At 66.2% G+C, this 16641-nt stretch carries 12 protein-coding genes; 1 reads left to right on the top strand and 11 read right to left on the bottom strand.

What is annotated here, in order from left to right; genetic code table 11:
* Positions 1-29 precede the first annotated feature (29 nt).
* The 10 genes from ACTSLZ_RS08880 to ACTSLZ_RS08835 all read right to left on the bottom strand — a co-directional run bounded on the left by ACTSLZ_RS08880 (position 30) and on the right by ACTSLZ_RS08835 (position 13957).
* The gene (locus tag ACTSLZ_RS08880; protein WP_443094760.1) at positions 30-491 is read right to left on the bottom strand and encodes a peroxiredoxin; all 462 of its coding nucleotides are present in this window, start codon (positions 489-491) and stop codon (positions 30-32) included.
* Between the two features lie 70 nt (positions 492-561).
* Positions 562-1881, bottom strand: a complete 1320-nt coding sequence (gene allB, locus ACTSLZ_RS08875; protein WP_178980702.1) for an allantoinase AllB — start codon at positions 1879-1881, stop codon at positions 562-564.
* Positions 1882-2413: 532 nt separating this feature from the next.
* On the bottom strand, positions 2414-3613 hold the full coding sequence (locus tag ACTSLZ_RS08870; RefSeq protein WP_443094759.1) for a glycerate kinase: 1200 nt from the start codon (positions 3611-3613) through the stop codon (positions 2414-2416).
* 88 nt (positions 3614-3701) lie between these two features.
* Positions 3702-5477: a glyoxylate carboligase gene (gcl, locus tag ACTSLZ_RS08865; protein ID WP_129316587.1), complete on the bottom strand. Its 1776-nt coding sequence runs from the start codon at positions 5475-5477 to the stop codon at positions 3702-3704.
* A gap of 54 nt (positions 5478-5531) precedes the next feature.
* Complete coding sequence (locus tag ACTSLZ_RS08860; protein WP_443096123.1) at positions 5532-6467, bottom strand: 2-hydroxy-3-oxopropionate reductase; 936 nt, start codon at positions 6465-6467, stop codon at positions 5532-5534.
* A 31-nt stretch (positions 6468-6498) separates the two neighbouring features.
* The gene (locus ACTSLZ_RS08855) at positions 6499-7284 is read right to left on the bottom strand and encodes a hydroxypyruvate isomerase family protein (RefSeq protein WP_443094758.1); all 786 of its coding nucleotides are present in this window, start codon (positions 7282-7284) and stop codon (positions 6499-6501) included.
* 1403 nt (positions 7285-8687) lie between these two features.
* A complete protein-coding gene (locus tag ACTSLZ_RS08850; protein ID WP_443094757.1) occupies positions 8688-9530 on the bottom strand; it encodes a bifunctional allantoicase/(S)-ureidoglycine aminohydrolase in 843 nt (280 codons plus the stop codon).
* Positions 9527-10921 carry a DUF6986 family protein gene (locus ACTSLZ_RS08845; RefSeq protein WP_443094756.1) on the bottom strand — a complete coding sequence of 465 codons (1395 nt, stop codon included), beginning with the start codon at positions 10919-10921 and terminating at the stop codon, positions 9527-9529. The genes ACTSLZ_RS08850 and ACTSLZ_RS08845 overlap by 4 nt, the downstream gene beginning before the upstream one ends.
* A complete protein-coding gene (gene aceB / locus ACTSLZ_RS08840) occupies positions 10918-12525 on the bottom strand; it encodes a malate synthase A (RefSeq protein ID WP_443094755.1) in 1608 nt (535 codons plus the stop codon). The genes ACTSLZ_RS08845 and aceB overlap by 4 nt, the downstream gene beginning before the upstream one ends.
* Positions 12526-12562: 37 nt before the next feature.
* A complete protein-coding gene (locus ACTSLZ_RS08835; protein ID WP_178979893.1) occupies positions 12563-13957 on the bottom strand; it encodes an NAD-dependent malic enzyme in 1395 nt (464 codons plus the stop codon).
* Between the two features lie 262 nt (positions 13958-14219).
* On the opposite strand from ACTSLZ_RS08835, the gene ACTSLZ_RS08830 reads away from it, so the two are divergent.
* Complete coding sequence (locus ACTSLZ_RS08830) at positions 14220-14981, top strand: IclR family transcriptional regulator (RefSeq protein WP_129316449.1); 762 nt, start codon at positions 14220-14222, stop codon at positions 14979-14981.
* Between the two features lie 22 nt (positions 14982-15003).
* Here the strand turns inward: ACTSLZ_RS08830 and ACTSLZ_RS08825 are convergent, their stop codons facing one another.
* Complete coding sequence (locus ACTSLZ_RS08825; protein ID WP_443094754.1) at positions 15004-16557, bottom strand: nucleobase:cation symporter-2 family protein; 1554 nt, start codon at positions 16555-16557, stop codon at positions 15004-15006.
* Between the last annotated feature and the right edge of the window lie 84 nt (positions 16558-16641).

The following is a 16641-nucleotide window of genomic DNA, read 5'->3' as shown; positions in this document are numbered from 1 at the left end:
CGCGACCCGAGGAATGATCGTCGGCCTGACTACTGGCTGTTCAGCTCCGACGCGAGCTGCGCGACGTGGCCCTCGGCATTCACGTTGTACTCGGCGCGCGCAACCGTGCCGGCGGCGTCGATCACGAAAGTCGACCTCAACGGACCTTCCGACGTCTCGCCGTTGATCGTCCGCTCGCCCCACGCGCCCCATTGCTTTGCGGCCGCGTGATCGGGATCGGAGAGCAGAGTGAAGGCCAGATCGTATTCCTCGGCGAAACGAGCCAGCTCTTCAGGGCTGTCTCCGGAGACCCCGTAAACCTTGGCGGGCAAGGAGGAGAGGTTGTCGCGGAAGTCGCAGGCTTCGGTCGTGCAGCCCGGGGTGAAGGCCTTGGGAAAGAAGTAAACCACAGAATCCTGGTCGTGCATGCCACCGATGGTGACGGTGCTGCCGTCGTGGGCCGTCAGATCGACGGCGGGCGCGACATCGCCTGTGCTGAGTTCGTTCGACATGAAAACTCCTTCGATTGATCCGTACATTCCGAGGACGACGACGCCGCCCCTGGCGTTCCAGAGTGCGTGCTCAGGCCGTTCCCCGGTCGAGCAACCGTCCCGTGGGCGTCTCGAAGTCCACGGGCTTGCCACCGACGTAGGTCTTGCGAACCCTACCGGAGAGAACCTTGCCCTGATAAGGGGTGATGGGGTTCTTGTGGTTGAGCCGCGCGGCATCGACCACGAAGCTGTCATCCGCGGCGAAGATTGCGAAGTCGGCGTCGTATCCGAGGGACAAACGACCCTTCGAGCGCAGACCCACGCGTTCGGCGGGACGTCGTGACATCCAGTCGAGGACCCGGCCCAACGGTATGCCGCGGCGTCGGGCTTCGGTCCATATCAGGGACAGGCCGAGTTGCAGTGAGGAGACGCCGCCCCAGGCCACGCCGAAGTCCCCGTTGCCCAGGTCCTTGAGCTCGATCGTCGAGGGGGAGTGGTCCGAGACGATGAAGTCGATGGTTCCGTCCAGCAGCCCCTCCCAGAGCTTCTCCCTGTTGTCGACTTCGCGGACGGGAGGGCAGCATTTGAACGCCGTCGCGCCGTCGGGAATCTCCTCGGACAACAGCGTCAGGTAATGAGGGCAGGTCTCGACCGTGATGTCGAGGCCGTCGCGCTTCGCCGTGGCGATCATCGGCAGTGCGTCGGAGGAGGAAACGTGGAGGATGTGGGATCGGGCGCCCGTCCACCGGGTCCTTTCGATCACCTCGGCGATCGCGATGTTCTCCGCTCCACGAGGCCGGGATTTCAGGAACCTGTCGTAGACGTCCCCGTTCGGACTGGGGGCCTTGTCGATGGTGCGGGAGTCTTCCGCATGGACGATCATCAACGAATCGAAGGTCTTGACTTCGGCCATGTCCGCTTCCATCTCGTCCGCCTCGAGGTGCGGGAATTCATCCACCCCGGAGTGCAGCAGGAAGCATTTGAACCCGAAGACGCCGTCGTCGTGAAGGGACCGCAGATCCTTCTGATTCCCCGGAATCGCGCCGCCCCAGAATCCCACGTCCACGAACGCGTTGTTGCGTGCGAACAACCGCTTGTACTCCAGGGCCGGGGCGTTCACGGTGGCGGGAACCGAATTCAACGGCATGTCCACGATGGTCGTGACACCGCCCGCGGCGGCCGCCCGAGTGGCGCTGGCGAAACCTTCCCACTCTGTCCGACCTGGTTCGTTGACGTGCACGTGCGTGTCCACCAGGCCGGGAATCAGGGTTTCGTCGTCGGCCAGGTCCACCACCTCGGAGGCTTCGAGGTTCGCGCCCAGCGGTTCGATCGCCACGATCTTCCCGTCCCGGACGGCCACCTCGCGCGGGGCAAAATGGTCGCCGCAGGACACCTGGCGGCCGCGGACCACGAGGTCGAAACCCGTGGAGCGGCCCGAAGCCCCGGCGTCGCCCGCGGCAACCCCGGTATCCCGGGCGGAAGCCTCCACAGATGCGTCCGCGGATTCGCCCCCGGAGCCGTGTCGCGTGATGTAGGTGCTGATGAGTTCGCGGATGCGCTCCGGGTCGTTGGCCCGTTCGGCCAAGCGAAGCTGCTCGGCCCGCGCGGATTCCATCTGGGACTGCCGGTCTTCGGCCGCGGACCTCTGGGAATTCTCCCGTGCGGTCGCGTGAGGGGAGTTCTCGGGCTCCGGCGAGGATGCGGAGTCCTTGACCTTCGAACGCACCGTTCTCATCGCTTTCTTCGCGTTGTCCTCGGGCGTGACCGCCCAGTCGCGCGAGGTCTGCGTCGTAGAATCCTCGGCCGAGGTCTGCCCTGAAGCGGTCGCGCCCGACGCACCCTTGGCGCGGCGGCCGGAAGGGTTGCGATCCGTGGAACCGGAATTCTTGGAACCGTTCTTGGCGTTCATGATGGTCTCCTTCCGTGACTGGGAATGATACCCGTCACAGCGACGTGGTCGAATGATCGGGCTCGGGAGAGTTGCCCGAAGCCCACGGCATGTCGGTCGTGTGCTCCCGAGCCACGGAGCCGCCGACCTCCCGAAGCAGTCGAGGAGCCTCTCGCATCGCAGCGTGCGGCTCGTCGACCAGCGCCGACAGCACGTACACCGCCCGGAACCCCGTGTCACGCAGGAGAGGCCAGGGCAACGTGGTCCTGCCGCAGACGGCAACGACCGGCACGTCGGCCGCATCGCCGACCGCGAGCACCCCGAGAGGTGTCTTTCCGCCCAGGCTCTGCTCATCGAGGCTGCCCTCGCCCGTGACCACCAGATCCGCAGTCCGGACGGCATCCCGCAACGACACCAGGTCGAGAACGACGTCGATACCGGGTCGGCGTACAGCCCCGAGGACGGCAAGTGCGGCGTAGCCCGTGCCGCCCGCAGCACCCGCTCCCGCGGCATCCGCGGCGCGCCGGGCGGATTTGCCGAGCGTCGAGGCGAGCCCGTCCCGCAGGCGGAGGAGGCCGGATTCGAGCCGGGCGATGTCCCGCTCGGAGGCTCCCTTCTGGGGCCCGAAAACGGTCGCCGCTCCACGGGGGCCGGTGAGCGGGTTGTCGACGTCGGCCGCGAGTACGAACTCGGCGTCGGCGACCCCCGGGTGAATCCCCGTGACGTCCACCCTGTCCAGCTCGGCCAGGGAACCACCACCATCGGGGAGGTCGTGGCCTGCGGCGTCCAACAGCCGAGCCCCCAACGCGGCCAGCAGTCCGGCGCCGCCGTCGGTCGTTGCGCTGCCGCCCACGGCGAGAACGATGCGGGTGCATCCGGCGTCCAGCGCGGCGCGCACCAGTTCTCCCGTGCCGCGGCTCGTGGCGTCCAGGGGAGCCGGTACGGGCTCGCCCTGTGCGTCCTGCGGGAGGGCCGCGAGCCCCGAAGCGAGGGACATCTCGATCACGGCCTCGTTTCCGCGCCGGGCCCATGCGGCGTCCACGGCGCGCCCGACGGGGCCGGTCACGGACATCTCGCGCCGCTCGTACCCGGCCTCGACCGCGGCGTCGAGCGTGCCCTCGCCGCCGTCGGCGACGGGCAGAAGAACGACGTCGGCGTCGGGGAGGGCTTGTCGCATGCCCTCGCCCATGTGCTCGGCCGCTTCGCGGGCCGTGACAGACCCCTTGAACTTGTCCGGTGCGACCACAATGCGCACTGCTGCCTCCCAAGACTCGGTGCAGTGGGACGTCGGGGTGCTCAAGGCGAGCCCGCCCCGACGTCCCGTGATTGATGATGATCCGTGGTCAGTCCATGACCGAGATCGCGGTCGGGGCGTCCTCGCCGGACTCGGCCAGGGCCTCGAACTCCGTCACATTGTCCAATTCGGTGCCCATCGAGATGTTCGTGATCCTCTCCAGGACCGCCTCGACCACCACGGGCACCTGGTGCTCCTGTGACAGAGCCTTCGCCGAGGACAGCGTCTCGTTGAGTTTCTCCGGATCCGTGACGCGCATGGCCTTGCAGCCGAGCCCTTCGACGACCTTCAGGTGGTCGACGCCGTATCCTTGCGTCTCCGGGGAATTGATGTTGTCGAACGCCAGGGAGACGTCCTGCTCCATCTTGAAACCCCGCTGCGACTGACGGATCAGCCCCAGGTACGAGTTGTTGACGACCACGTGCACGTACGGAAGGTTGAACTGCGCCCCGACCGCCAATTCCTCGATCATGAACTGGAAGTCGTAGTCCCCGGACAGGGCGACGACGGTACGGCCCGGCTGCCCCCGGACCACACCCAGGGCCGCTGGACATGTCCATCCCAAGGGGCCGGCCTGCCCGGCATTGATCCACCGGCGCGGACCGTACACGTGCATGAACTGGGCGCCGGCGATCTGTGAGAGACCGATCGTGGAAACGTAGGTCACGTCCTCGCCGAAGACCGAATTCATCTCCTCGTACACCCTCTGGGGCTTGATCGGGGTTTCGGTGAAGTGAGTCTTGCGCTGCATGAGCCCCTTGCGGTGCGCGCATTCCTTGGCCCAGACGCCGAAGTCCGGAACCGAGAAGCCTTCCTTGCGCTCGTGCGCGACCTCGAGAAGCATGTCGAGGGCCGCGCCCGCATCGGAGGCGATGCCCAGATCAGGGGAGAAGACCCGACCGATCTGGGTCGGATCGACGTCAATGTGCACGAACGTCCGGCCTTCCCGGTACTTGTCGAGCGACCCGGTGTGGCGGTTGGCCCACCGGTTTCCGATCCCCAGAACGAAGTCGGATTCGAGGAACGTCTCGTTGGCGTATCGGTGCGAGGTCTGAATGCCGACCATCCCCGCCATGAGCGGATGATCGTCCGGAAGGGTGCCCCATCCCATCAGGGTGGGGACCACGGGCACACTCAGCAGCTCCGCCAGTTCGACCAGCTTGTCCGATGCGTCCGCATTGATGACGCCGCCGCCGGCCACGATCAGGGGCCGCTCCGCAGAGAACAGCATGTCCAGGACCTTTTCGGCTTGCGCACGGCTCGCCGAGGGCCGCGGGACCACCAGCGGCTCGTACAGGTCGATGTCGAACTCGATCTCCGCCTGCTGGACATCGAGTGGCAGGTCCAGAAGAACCGGTCCTGGACGTCCGGAACGCATGAGGTAGAAGGCCTTCTGGAAGGCACCCGGAATTTGGCCGGGCTCCAGGACCGTCATGGCCATCTTGGTGACAGGCTCGGCGATCGACGAGATGTCGACGGCCTGGAAGTCCTCCTTGTGGAGTTTCGCCACCGGAGCCTGACCCGTGATGCAGAGGATCGGGATGGAGTCGGCGGAGGCCGAATACATGCCCGTGATCATGTCGGTTCCGGCGGGCCCGGACGTGCCGATGCAGACGCCGATGTTGCCCGGAGCCGCCCTGGTGTAGCCCTCGGCCATGTGCGAGGCCCCTTCGACGTGGCGGGCCAGCGTGTGGCGGATGCCGCCGTGGGCTCTCATGGCCGAATAGAGCGGGTTGATCGCGGCGCCGGGCAGGCCGAAGGCTTCGGTCGCCCCTTCCTTCTCGAGGATCGCCACGATGGCGTCGACTGTGCGCATCTTGCTCATGATGTTCTCCTTGTCTTCGGGTCCGCTCCGCGTCCGATCGCGGGCTCGACGTCCCTACTTCTGGTCGGTTCCGGAGAGGTCCTGGGCCAGTTTGAACAGCCCGGAGTGGTCCAGGCCGCCGTCGCCACGGGCCACGAGGGCCGAGATCAACTGGGCCACCAGACCGCCCAGCGGAATGGTCACCCCGGCCTCCCGGGCTGCGGCAGTGACGATCCCCATGTCCTTGTTGTGCAGTGCGAGCCGGAACCCGGGGTCGAAATTGCGGTCGAGCATCTTCTGGCCCTTCTGGTCCAGAACCTTGGACCCGGCCAGTCCGCCACCGAGGACCTTGAGCGCCGCGTCGGTGTCGACTCCATAGGCCTCGAGGAACACGACCGCCTCGGCCAGGAGTTCGATGTTTCCCGCGACGATGAGCTGGTTGGCCGCCTTGACGGTCTGGCCCGAACCGGAGGGTCCGACGTGCACGATCGTGGAGCCGACGACGTCCAACACGTCCTTGGCGGCCTCGAAGTCTGCGTTCTCGCCACCGACCATGATGGACAGGACGCCGTCGACCGCGCCTTGTTCGCCGCCGGACACCGGGGCATCCAAGGGACGCAACCCGGCATTGCGTGCCGCGTCAGCCAATTCGCCGGCGATGTCGGGTCGAATCGTGGAGGCGTCGATCCAGAGCGCACCGTTGTCGGCGTTCGCGAAGACCCCGTCGTCGCCCTCGACCACGGCCCGGACGTCGGGGGAGTCCGGGACCATGGTGATAATGGCCTCGGCGCCCTTGACGGCGACGGCCACGGAATCGGCCGCGGTTCCGCCGGCCTCGGCGAGCGTCTGCGCCTTCTCCGGTGAGCGGTTGAAGCCGACGACGTCGTGGCCCGCCGCGACGAGGTTCTTTGCCATGGGCAGTCCCATGATTCCCAATCCGATGACTGCGATCCTGGTCATGTCCTTCTCCTTCTGAGTTCTTGCTGCGTTTTCTCGGTAGTGCTCGGGCAGTTGAGTGCTGGGGGGCGTTCAAGCCGGGCGTTCAGGACCGGCGTTCGCGGGGAAGCCACGCGAACGGGTCCTCCTGCGAGGCCTTGTACTCGAGACCGATCACGCCCTGGTACCCCAGCTCCTCGGAACGAGTGATCCATTGTTCGAGGGGAAGGTCGCCCGTCCCGGGCTCGTTGCGGCCCGGGTGGTCCGCAATCTGGATGTGGCCGAATTCGGCGGCGTGGTCTTCGACGACGCGTGCGACGTCGTCACCGTTGGCGGCCAAATGGTAGAAGTCGGCGAGCAGCTTGACGTTGTCCCGGTCGACCTTGGCGATGACGGCCAGGGCGTCGGCCGCGGTCTTCAACGGGTAGGCGTCGGTTCCCGACACCGGCTCGACCAGGACGACGCCGTCGGCTGCGGCCACGGCGTCTGCCGCGCGACGCAGGTTCTCGACGGCCAAGCGGTCCTGGGCCGCGGGGTTCTCGCCGTCCACGCGATTGCCGTAGAGCGCGTTGAATGCCTTGCAACCGGTAGCGCGGGCGATCTTGAGAACGGGGTCGATGTTGGCGCGGAATTCCTCCGAGCGCGACTCCTGGGAGAGGACCCCACGTTCCCCGCCGGGCATATCGCCCGCGTAGAAGTTCAATCCGGTCAGCTGCACGCCGGCGCCATCGAGGGCGCCCACGAAATCCTCAATCTCGGCGTCGGACGGGGTCGGCGTCTGAAACGGCCACCAGAACTCTGCTCGAGTGAACCCGGCGTCCGCCACGGCCTGTGGTCGCTCATTGACGGGGCGGTCTGTCAGCAAGATCGAGGCGTTGACGGTATAGCTCACGGTGTTCCTCCTGTGTGCGGTAGCGTGTCCCGTCCTCTATAAATTTCGGGATGCGGAAGCGAACTTCTGTTGTATGAAAACACTAGGTGAGGTTGTGATGTGCGTCAACCATCAAATCCGGCGCTCCCTGCCCGGCGGGCGGTGGCCGGCGCGGGTCGAGTGGGTCGCGGGGGGCTGCGTGGGGGCGAGTGGGGCGAGTGGGGTGCGGGGGTCGCGGGGGCGCGGCAGGGTTCGGGCGCGTCAACGTCCGCGAGGTGGCAGTTTCGTGCGGCTCCCGGGCGCGAGGTGGCAATCTAGTGCGGAATTTCGGTCCGAAACCGCACAAACCTGCCACCTCGCGGGTAAAGACGCACAGAATTGCCACGTGGCGGGGGTTACCGGCGACATCGGGTGCGAGGTGGCAGTTTCGTGCGGACGTCGGGCGCGAGGTGGCAATCTGGTGCGTCCGTCGTCGTGAGGTGGCAATCCTGTGCGGAAATTTGCTCTGAAACTGCACAAATTTGCCACTTCGCGGTCAAAGACGCACGGGATTGCCGCGTGGAGGGAGCCACCGAAGACATCGAGGGGCCAGGTGGCATTTTCGTGCGGCTCTCGGGCGCGAGGTGGCAATCTGGTGCGGTTCCCGGCTCGAGGTGGCAATCCTGTGCGGAAAATTGCCCCGAAACCGCACAAACCTGCCACTTCGCGGGTAAAGACGCACAGGATTGCCACGTGGAGGGGTTACCAACCATGCCGGGGCCCGAGGCGGCAGTTTCGTACGGCTCCCGGGTGCGAGGTGGCAATCTGGTGCGGTTCTTGGCGCGAGGTGGCAGATTTGTGCGGAATTTGGGCCCGAAATCGCACAAACCTGCCACTTCGCGGGTAAAGACGCACAGGATTGCCACCTGGAGGGGGTTACCGCCGATCTCAGGGACGTGCGGGCTCCAGCTATGTGGCGGTTGCCCGACTGGGTGGCTTCGACCCCGTGTTAGGTGGGGGTTCAAGCTCCTCCACCGATGGTTAACCGGCGCCGAATCGGGTAACCGCCACGTAACACGCGTGGGACCGAACTTGGGCAGCGCCAAAGGCTGCATGGACAGGCAGTCCGCGGGTTGCACCTCCCCGGGGTCCCAAGTGCGCGGTCTCCTGGCCAGAGCGATGCAAGGCCGGAACCGTCCATCTCGTCTCGGGTGGCGCACTGTGGACCGCTGACTAGGGCAAACTGCTGCATGTCACGTTGGCATCCTCGAACAGGCTCCGGCGTCGATCAATGGCACGCGACCGCGAACCGGCCGCAAGTACGACGCCGACGCCGCCGGCCGCACGCACGCACGCCCGACCCCACGACGCCGCCGCACCCCGCCCCAGCTGCACACCAGCCCCCAGCCGCACACCAGCCCCCAGCCCCCAGACCCCCCCCCGACTCAGCCGCGGGCGTGGCCCCCGAGGGTGAGTGGCGCGTGGCGGTTGACGTCCTTGTACAGCAGGTAGCGGAATGGTTTTGGCCCGCCGGCGTAGCAGGCCTGAGGGCAGAACGCTCTGAGCCACATGAAGTCGCCCTCCTGGACCTCGACCCAGTCCTCGTTGAGCCGATAGACGGCCTGGCCTTCGAGGACGTAGAGGCCGTGCTCCATCACGTGGGTTTCCGCGAAGGGGATGATGCCGCCCGGTTGGAAGGTCACCACGGTCACGTGCATGTCGTGCCGGAGGTCCTCAGGGTCGACGAAGCGCGTCGTCGCCCATCGGCCCTCCGTGTCCGGCATGGGCGTGGGCTCGATGTCCCGGTCGCTCGTGACGAACGACGCCGGGCGATCGAGCCCTGCGACCTCCTGGTACCTTTTCCTGATCCACATGAATCGTGCGGGTGACTCCTCATGGTTGTGAACCGACCAGTCGGCACCCGGGGCAAGAAATGCGTATCCTCCGTCCGTGAGCCGGTGGCTCTGTCCGTCGAGGGTCAGGTCGAGCGTGCCCTCGAGCAGGAACAGGACGGCTTCGGCGTCCGGATCTTCTTCCGGTCTGTCCGAGCCCCCGCCCGGGGAAACCTCGACCATGTACTGGGAGAAGGTCTCCGCGAAACCGGTCAGCGGGCGCGCGAGCACCCAGAGGCGGGTGTGTTCCCAAAAGGGCAGGACCGAGGCCACGATATCCCGCTGGGTGCCGCGGGGGATGACGGCATAGGCCTCGCGGAAGAGCGCACGGTCGGTGAGCAGATCGGTCTGCGGGGGATGGCCGCCGTGGGTGGCCCAATAGGTGCGATCGCTCATGGTGTCTCTCCTGTCGTCGGTGGTGCTGCGGGCCCGGGCACCGCCACGGACCGGACGGTCTGCCGATCCAGTCCGGCGCGGGCCAGGTCGTCCTCGGTCACGGCCCCGCAGAGAAGCCCACGGTGCACGTATACCGCCAGGGCACGGGCCGTGGCGGGCTCGTCCGCCACATCCGCGGCCTCGATGCCCGGAACGGAACGGCCTGAATAGGCCACGAGTCGTCGGGCCGCATCGGGGAATGCACGTCGGTAGAAGTCATACGTCGCGAGGTATCGAGTCGCGAGCTGATGAGCGTGCAGGTCCCAACCCTGATAGATGCCCCGACGCAGGGAACGGCGGACCAGTCGCGCGTGCAGCGCCCACGTCCTCGACCGCTGGTCCGCGTCCCCGACGGGGAGCTGATTGGTAGAACCGTCCGACAGGTGCACGCCCGTCCCGGCGACCGCGACCTGCATGACGTTCTTGGCGTGGTCGGCGGCCGGATGCTCCAGGGACTGGAATTCCCCGGAGATCCCGAGCGACGCCGAGTAGTCGTACGTGCCGTAATGCAGGGAGGACACTCGACCTTCGGCGGCCCGGAGCATCGCAGGAATCGGGCAGGTGCCGTCCAGTCCCAGGATCATCGGGGCCGTTTCCATCTGGATCTCGAATGCGAGCCGACCGAGCGGCAAGCCGAGGGCGTCTTCGAGCGCGCGGCAGGCCTCGACCATGACCCGCACCTGGTCCGTGTCGGAAACCTTGGGCAGGGTCAGGACCAGGCCGGGCGGAAGACCGTCCGCGCTGACACCCGCCTCGGCCAGACCGCCCTCGCGCACCAACGTGGTGAGGAACAGGTCCAGGGACCGGAGCCCCCGGCGGCGCGTTGACGCCTCGAAGCTCTTGAACCGGATGCCCGCGCAGGCCGGAGCCGGGGAGAGCCCGTGGTGCCTATTGAGGGCAAAGGCGGCCACGGTGCGTGCGGCTTCGACGGCGGCGTCGTCCTCCTCCGCATCGGAGCGCAGCCCGAAGCCGTCTTCGAGGTCCAGGCGGAGGTCTTCGACGGGTTCCGTGCGCAGTTTCTCGGCCACGCGGTCGACGACGTCGTCGGAACCCTCGCGATCGATCTCGGCGAGCTCGGCCAGGACGCCCAGGCCACCGGCGGCCTCGGCGGCGTCGAGGGCCGCCCGGCCCCACTCGGACGGCGTCTGTTCGTTGACCAGATCGGCGGGTACGTAGCACGTGTGGACGGGTTGTCGTCTGCCGGTGTCTCCCGGAAAGAACCGTTCGAGGTCGGCGTCCGTGCCAGCGAGCAACCGGTCGGCTCGGGCAGCGAATTCTTCCGGCAGACTTCCTCTGCTCGTGCCGGCCTGGGCCCGGACCGACGCGTCCTGCGCGGCAATGGGCCTGTTCACTCGGATCCCTCCATCAACTGGTATGCGGGCAGCGTCAGGAAGTCGGGGTAGTCCTCACGCAGAACCATGTCAGCGATCAGTCGGCCCGCCGGGACGAACCACTTCTCGAAGTTCTCGGCGTCGATCTCTCCCCGGAGCACCTCGAGCTGCCGGTCGAGCGCGTCCGAGACGAGTTCCCTCGTCGCGGTGTTCCCGGTGTCGGAGTACACCACCGAGTTCTTGATCTGCTGCCATACCTGGGACCGTGAGATCTCCGCGGTGGCCGCGTCCTCCATCAAATTGTGGATCGCGACGGCGCCATTGCCGGAGAGCCAGACGGCGATGTACTTGATCGCGACGTACAGGTTGTCGTTCATCTCCGCCTCCGTGCGGGCGTTCCCGGCGGAGGGAACATCGAGCAGCTGGTCCGCGGTGACCTCGACATCCGGTCGTTGACGGTCGACCTGGTTGGGACGATCACCCAGCACGTCGTCGAAGACCTCCCTGCACACCGGAACCAGGTCCGGGTGGGCGACCCACGAACCGTCGAAGCCGTCGCCTGCTTCCCGAGTCTTGTCACTGCGAACCTTGTCGAAGGCCGCACGGTTGACCTCCTCATCCTTGCGCGAAGGAATGAAGGCCGCCATACCGCCCATCGCAAAGGCGTTGCGCTTGTGGCAGGTCTGCACGAGCAGATCCGTGTAGGCCCGCATCAAGGGCGAGGTCATGGTCACCGAGGAGCGATCGGCGAGGATGAACTTCTCGCCGGCATCCCGGAAGTACTTGATGATCGAGAACAGGTAGTCCCACCGTCCGGCATTCAACCCTGACGCGTGGTCGCGCAATTCGTAGAGGATCTCGTCCATCTGGAATGCTGCCGGAATGGTCTCGATGAGCACCGTGGCCCGGATGGTCCCGTGGTCGATACCCAAATACTTCTCGGCGAAGGTGAAGACGTGGTCCCAGAGGCGGGCCTCGAGGTAGGACTCCATCTTGGGCAGGTAGTAGTAGGGGCCCTCGCCGTTGTCGAGCAACTGTTGGGCCGTGTGGAAGAAGTGCAGCCCGAAGTCTGTCAGGGCACCGATTCCGGTTCTGCCGTCGACCGTGATGTTGTTTTCGGGGAGGTGCCAACCGCGGGGCCTGACGACGACGACCGCCCGCGGCCCGTCCTCGCGCAGCGCGTATTCCTTGCCCTTGGCCGACGTGTACCGAAGGGATCCCCGGGCGGCGTCGCGCAGGTTGGCGACGGATTCGATCTGGTTGTGCCAGCTCGGGCTCGCGGCGTCCTCGAGGTCCGCGAGCCAGACCTTGGCGCCCGAATTCAGGGCGTTGATGGCCATGTTCGGTGGGGACGCCGGGCCCGTCATCTCGACCCTGCGGTCACGGAGTGCCTCCGGGGCAGGGGCCACCGTCCAATCGCTCTCGCGCACGCTCCGGGTCTCCTGGAGGAAGTCGAGGCCTCCCTGCTCCACCGCCTTGCGTCGCTGGACCTCCCTCTGGTCCAGGAGCTCGTTGCGGCGGTCGGCAAATTCCTGGTGCAGGGCTTCGACGAAGGTGAGGGCCTCGTCGGTGAGGATCTCGTCCGCAACGGGAAGGTTGTCCGGTGTGCTGTGGGAGATGGTCATGATGTCCTCCTGATCTGTGGTTTGTTGCGCTTGGTCTTCAGCGCCGCGAGTGGGAGCGGGCGGTCGTCTCGACGGCGTCGGCGACGGCCTGGGAGACCGCGGGATCGAAGACGCTCGGAACGATGAAGTTCGGATTCCGTTCTTCTTCGTCCACGCAGTCGGCGATGGCCTGCGCGGCGGCGACCAACATGTCCTCGGTGATGTCGGTCGCGCCGGCGTCGAGCAGACCGCGGAAGAGACCCGGGAAGGCCAGGACGTTGTTGATCTGATTCGGGTAGTCGCTGCGCCCGGTGGCCACCACGGCGGCGTGCTTGGCGGCCTCGACGGGATCGACCTCGGGGTCCGGGTTGGCCATGGCGAAGACGACGGCGTCCTCGGCCATGGTCGCGATGTCCTCCCCGGAGAGCAGATTGGGTGCCGAGACGCCGATGAAGACGTCCGCTCCCTCGACGGCTTCCTTGAGCGATCCGCTGAAACCGTTCTTGTTGGTGTTCTCGGCGAGCCATTGACGGTGCGGGTCCGTATAGGTCTCGCCGGCGTGGATGGCTCCGTGGCGAGAGCAGGCGATCACGTTGGCCACACCGTTGGCCAGGAGAAGCTGCACGATCGCGTTGCCGGCGGCACCGACGCCTGAGACGACGACCTTGACGTCCTCGACCTTCTTCCCGACCTCGCGCAACGCGTTGTAGAGGGCGGCGAGCGTGACGATCGCCGTGCCGTGCTGATCGTCGTGGAACACCGGGATATCGAGTTCTTCCCGCAACCGGGCCTCGATCTCGAAGCACCGTGGCGCGGCGATGTCCTCCAGGTTCACGCCGCCGTAGACCGGGGCGAGTGCCTTGACGGTCCGGATGATTTCCTCCGTGTCCGTCGTATCGAGGCAGACGGGCCAGGCATCGACTTCGGCGAAAGCCTTGAAAAGTGCCGCCTTGCCTTCCATGACGGGGAGCGCGGCGGCGGGACCGATGTCGCCGAGGCCCAGAACGGCGGTTCCGTCCGTGACCACCGCGACCGTGTTCCGCTTGATCGTGAGACGCCGTGCGTCTTCCGGATTCTCGTGGATGGCGGTGCAGACGCGAGCGACGCCGGGAGTGTAGGCGCGGGACAAGTCATCACGGTTCCGCAGGGAGACTCGGGGAGTGACCTCGATCTTGCCGCCGAGGTGGATCAGGAAGGTCCGGTCGGAGATGTGGTGGACGGCGACGCCGTCGAGGGCGTTGATCGCGTCCAGGACTTCGTCCCGGTGTTCTGCGTTGGACACGTTGCAACTGATGTCCACGATCACGCTGTCGGCGTGGGACTCCACGACGTCGAGGGCCGTCACTTGGGCGCCGGCGCCCGAGGCCGCGGTGGTGATCTCACTCGTCGACGTGAACGATGCGGGCGCCTCGATGCGCAGCACCATGGAATATCCGGGGCTGGGATTAGGCATGGGGGTATGTTTCCTTCCGTGAAGCGGGGGATGACTCACCCTCCGCAGAATCCGTATTGTGGAAAAACAATTCCATTTAGTGAACTCTAAATGTAGTATGCAACACATGACAAGAGTTTTTGAAATATGATTCTCGGGTTGCCGGTCTCGGAACCCAGCCATTCCGGGGGATCGGCGGACCGCCAGAAATTCCGGGCCGGGGCTGGACCGGGCTGGACCGGAGTGAACCACCACCGTGCGGTGACCATACAAAGGAGTATCCATGACAGAAAGCAAGACCACGGGCGGTGTCCAATCCGTCGAGCGCGTCTTCGATCTGCTCAACATCATTACGGCGTCCGGCGGAGAGAGCTCGCTGAGCGAGCTGGCCGCCAAATCCGAGTTGCCCCTGCCCACGATCCACAGGTTGCTCAGGACTTTGGTTTTCCTGGGGTACGTGCGGCAGCTTCCCAACAGGAGCTACGCCCTGGGGCCGGGCCTGATACGGCTCGGATACACGGCGAGTCTGCAACTGGGTGCCTACGCGCAACCCGTTCTCAGGAGGATCGTCGACCAGCTCGGTGAGTCCGCCAATATGGCGATGCTGGACGGTCACATGGTCGTCTACGTCGGCCAGGCGCAGTCCTCGCAATCGATGAGGACGTTCACCGAGGTCGGGCGCCGGGCCCACGCGCACGACACCGGCGTCGGGAAGGCCATTCTCGCCACGCTGCCCGAGTCCCAGGTGGTCTCGATCGTTTCGTCGATGGGCATGCCGACGCCGACGAAGAAGAGCCTGGGCACCATGGAGGACCTGCTCGCGGACCTCGAGAAGATCCGCGAACGGGGGTACGCGATCGATGACGAGGAGCAGGAGGTAGGCGTGCGCTGCTTCTCCATGGCCCTTCCCGAGGCGCCGACGCCGACGGCCATCTCGGTCTCCGGTCCCGTGTCCCGGGTCGATTGGGACTTCGGGGAGCGCGCGGTGCCGCTGCTGCGCGAAGCCGCGGACGAGCTCTCTGCCCATTTCGCTCAGGTCGGCTGAGCGGCGTCGGGGACCGCCCCGATCACGTCCGCTCGTTCGCCGTCTGGGGCGGTGGGTCGATGACGGGAGATTCCACCACCTGGCCCGAAGCCGTGACACACGGGACCTCGACGCCGCTCGCGTCCACGATCTTGCCGTCCCGCACGACGTCGCCCTCGTGCAGTCGTCCCCGAAGTTGTTCGAGGGCTTCGATGGGTACGAATCGTGGGGGAGCGGAGGCGAAGACCGAGCTCTCGCCTGCCGGCGGATTGCCCAGCTTCAACTCGTTGAACAAGAGGTTCAGCAGGACCGCGACGACGGCCGCCGAGCTGATCCCAGAGTGGAAAATCGTCTCGAACCAGGACGGGAATCCGCTGTAGATGTCCGGTTTGACCACCGGAAGTAGCCCGACTCCCAGCGAAGCCGAGACGATGATCAGATTCGAGGTGCCCTCGTACTCGACCGTGCTCAGCGTCCTGATGCCTGAGGCGGCGACCGTGCCGAACAAGACGATTCCGGCGCCGCCCAGGACGGGAGGCGGAACCGCGGCAACCACGCGCCCGAGCACCGGGAGCAGCCCCAGCACGAGCATGATCACGCCACCGCAGGTCACCACGAACCGGGATTTGACCCCGGTGATGGCGACCAGACCCACATTCTGTGCGAAGGCGGATTGAGTGAATCCGTTGAAGACGGGGGCGGCGAAGGATGCGGCCATGTCGGCCCGGAGGCCGTCGCCGATGCGTCGCCGGTCGACCCGGCTTCCGACGATCTGCCCGACGGCCAGCACGTCCGCCGTGGTTTCGGTGAGGATCACCAGCATCACGATGGTCATCGAGACGATGGATGCCAGGTCGAAGGTCGGCAGCCCGAAGGCGAACGGCTGCGGAAAAGCGAACACGGCGCCCTGACCGACATCGGAGAAGTCCGCCATGCCGAGCAGGGTTGCCACCACGGTGCCCAGGACGATTCCGACCAGGATGGACAGTCGAGAAACGGCCGCGCTGCCGACTTTCGACAGCAGCAGGATGATGAGCAGTGTGATGCCCGCCAGGCATACGCTCTTGACGATCGTCGAGGAGTCCCCCGAGGCCGCGACGTCGGCGCCACCCATGATCCACTCGCCCGCGGTGGGGAACAGGGACAGGCCGATGGTCGTGATCACGACGCCGGTCACCACCGGTGGGAAGAATCGGATGATCCGGGCGAAGAACGGTGCGATCAGGAAACCGATGAATGCGGAGACCATCACGGCCCCGAAGACCGCCTGGATTCCTCCGTTCCCCGTGACGATGGCCGTCATGGTCGCCACGCTCGCGAACGACGTGCCCTGGACCAACGGCAATTGCGAGCCGAAGAACGGAATGCCGAAGGACTGCAGAACGGTGGCCAGGCCACCGATGAACAGGCAACAGGCGACGAGGAGCGCCTGCTCGCCTCCGGACAGTCCTGCGGCGCCGCCGACGATCAGGGGTGGGGCAATGATCCCGCCGTACATCGTCAGGACGTGTTGGAAACCGTAGCCGAAGCTCGCGCCGACGCCGAGATACTCGTCCTCGGAGCGCGGGCTGCTTCCGGCCTGGATCTGTGTGGACATGGGAATGACCTTCCTTGTGCATCGTCCGGGTAAGAAAAAGGCCGTGCCCCGTCCGTCAGGGACGGGGCACGGCCCCTCTCGCCG

Origin of the sequence: Rothia koreensis, from assembly GCF_052232265.1 — a bacterium.
In the GTDB taxonomy this organism is placed as follows: domain Bacteria; phylum Actinomycetota; class Actinomycetes; order Actinomycetales; family Micrococcaceae; genus Rothia; species Rothia koreensis.
This window is presented reverse-complemented; position numbering and strand designations above follow the sequence as displayed.

What these genes read in the sequence shown, in the direction of transcription:
- ACTSLZ_RS08880 (WP_443094760.1), bottom strand. Translation starts at nt 491, where the DNA reads ATGTCGAACGAACTCAGCACAGGCGATGTCGCGCCCGCCGTCGATCTG.
- gcl (WP_129316587.1), bottom strand. Translation starts at nt 5,477, where the DNA reads ATGAGCAAGATGCGCACAGTCGACGCCATCGTGGCGATCCTCGAGAAG.
- ACTSLZ_RS08835 (WP_178979893.1), bottom strand. Translation starts at nt 13,957, where the DNA reads ATGCCTAATCCCAGCCCCGGATATTCCATGGTGCTGCGCATCGAGGCG.
- ACTSLZ_RS08830 (WP_129316449.1), top strand. Translation starts at nt 14,220, where the DNA reads ATGACAGAAAGCAAGACCACGGGCGGTGTCCAATCCGTCGAGCGCGTC.
- ACTSLZ_RS08850 (WP_443094757.1), bottom strand. Translation starts at nt 9,530, where the DNA reads ATGAGCGATCGCACCTATTGGGCCACCCACGGCGGCCATCCCCCGCAG.
- ACTSLZ_RS08825 (WP_443094754.1), bottom strand. Translation starts at nt 16,557, where the DNA reads ATGTCCACACAGATCCAGGCCGGAAGCAGCCCGCGCTCCGAGGACGAG.
- aceB (WP_443094755.1), bottom strand. Translation starts at nt 12,525, where the DNA reads ATGACCATCTCCCACAGCACACCGGACAACCTTCCCGTTGCGGACGAG.